Origin of the sequence: Paucilactobacillus nenjiangensis (assembly GCF_005405445.1) — a bacterium.
GTDB classification, from domain to species: domain Bacteria; phylum Bacillota; class Bacilli; order Lactobacillales; family Lactobacillaceae; genus Paucilactobacillus; species Paucilactobacillus nenjiangensis.
Map to the genome: position 1 here is coordinate 1 of NZ_BJEB01000100.1, position 2,266 is coordinate 2,266.

At 43.7% G+C, this 2,266-nt stretch carries 2 protein-coding genes; both read right to left on the reverse strand.

From position 1 onward, the window contains the following. Window positions 1–94: 94 nt before the first annotated feature. Window positions 95–814: an aspartate/glutamate racemase family protein gene (locus FFM59_RS09875; RefSeq protein ID WP_137602850.1), complete on the reverse strand. Its 720-nt coding sequence runs from the start codon at window positions 812–814 to the stop codon at window positions 95–97. A 657-nt stretch (window positions 815–1,471) separates the two neighbouring features. Beyond that, complete coding sequence (locus tag FFM59_RS09880; RefSeq protein ID WP_225420348.1) at window positions 1,472–2,137, reverse strand: DDE-type integrase/transposase/recombinase; 666 nt, start codon at window positions 2,135–2,137, stop codon at window positions 1,472–1,474. Between the last annotated feature and the right edge of the window lie 129 nt (window positions 2,138–2,266).

Sequence of the window (2,266 nt, forward strand, 5' to 3'; positions counted from 1 at the left end):
AGTTAAAGGGACTTTGGAGTGTTTTTCCAAAGTCCCTTTATTTTTTATAGTCTGGAATTAGTTTTTTCCCAGCCACCTTTTTTAACTTAATTATTTATAGACTTAACTTATTTTGCTGACGCATTGCCAATTCGATAGTTTTATCGGCTAGAATTGATTGGGCATCGGCCACAAGATATGGGTGGTCAGGTGCTTGCTCCTGAGCTAATGATAGTTCTGTACATCCTAAGATAGTTATGTCGACGTGCATGGTATCTTGCATCTGTTTGAGAATGTTATGGTAGCGATCCTTATCGACGTCACCTTTGGCTTTGATATCTTCAAAAATTAATTTTTCAGTTTCTGCCAGGATTTCAGGTGTTGGGTGCACGGGTTCATAACCTTGGTCAATGATAAATTGATCGTAAATTCCCGTTTTAATGGTACCAGGAGTTCCTAAAATACCGACTTTCTTGGCAGTAGGATTGATTTGATTGATTTCTTCTACCGCTAATTTGGGCATATGAAGGATTGGAATGGAAGTTGCAGCTTGCATTTCTTGATAAAAATAGTGAGCTGAGTTACATGTTAAGACAAAAAAGTCAGGGTTTAATTGACTATACTTCTTAATGTCACCAACCAACTGGTCAGTTGGATTGGGTTGAGTATGGTCTAAAATATATGACGATCGATCGGGAATCGAAGAGTGATTAACGACCAAGTAATCCAAATAATCTTGGTCTTTATTAGTTGGAGTTCGTTCGTTTAATAGTCGGACAAAACTTTCTGTCGCTAGAGATCCCATGCCGCCTAGAACTGTGAAAAAATGATTCATGATAAATCTCCTCCAATGTGAATAAATAACAGTGAATATCGTACCAAACTTCTGGGATATTTTCATGTTTTTTGTCTGCTAGTAATGTTTCATGTGAAAACAAGCCCTCATATAAGTCGAGGTAAGAATAGCGAGTTAGCGGCGTTTCAGCAGAGCTAAAAACGTCGAAAATCAACGAAAACACTTTGAAGTGTGCCATCTCTGTGCCACAACTTCATCCAAGGATACCTTATCGGCGGTCATCTAAAACATGGATGATCGCCGTTTCTATCTCACCACTTTGCCGCGCGCCGTGCAGCGCGAAAGGCGCAAGCGCGAGCAAAGGGCGGTCGGCGTCAGCCGGCCGCCCATACCCCCAGTACTCTAACAGGGGGGTACTAAATACAACCAGATTGCCCGAACACAAGGTAGAGACACTTACGCAACGGCGTTTCTGAATATACTACGAAAATGTGGATGGCACACCCAATCCACCATTTCATCAAATATAAAATCTTGGGACATCGCTAAACTAGCTTAGTGACAGGCGTTAGGTGGATACGCGTCTGGCACGTTAGTTCATCATTTACAAAAAGACGACGAAATCCAAAAGCGTCGACCGATTGCACTAGGCCCTGTCAAGTTGACAGATGAAAAAGTATAAAGTTTTGTCTGTTCCTAAACGGCTTTACTCCAGTATTCTTCTGGAGTGAGGCCGTTTCTTTGTGCCGAGCGATTGTGGCGATTGAAGTACTCAACACCTTCTTCCACCAGTTTCACGAGTTTTTGATATGTCTTAGCCATTGCGTGTCGCTCCATCCACCGCAACTTGAATTCGTTCCACCAGCGCTCCATCGGTGCGTTGTTATAGGGTGTACCTGGACGAGACATACTGCGCTTCACGTTGTGGAGCTCTAAGAAGTGGTTAAATGATCCTGCCGTGTAAGCTGAGCCGCGGTCGGTATGCGTTGTCGAATGAACGTCCCCAGCCACCTCAAATGCTTGCTGGAAGACCTGAATTTCCGCGGCCGCGGTCTCAGTATCGCTGAGGTTAAAAGCTAGTAGACGACGCCCGAACAGATCGAGGACACCGCTCAATCTCACGCTATGTTCACCATTCAGGCCATACTTCAATTCCGTTGAGTCAGACAGCCATACCTGGTTGGGCCCATCGACTTCAAAATTCTGGTTGAGTACGTTGTCGAGTATGTGCTGCTCACGTTCCTTACGATGGTTCCGCCTTTTCACTCTAATCTTGCAGTGAATGCTAAGCTCTCTTTGCACTCGTTTGATTATTTTGACGGTGACCGGAAAGGTCACCTCAGGGTCATGGATTGAAGTCAATATTTGAGACAGATTTTAAGAGACATTCAGAACCGCGTTTACCTTCCACGGCTCAAATAAATCATTAATCGCGATTAATAACTTATTTGAACCCTGGAAAGCATTAAATCAGGCGGCCATTTGGCTCGT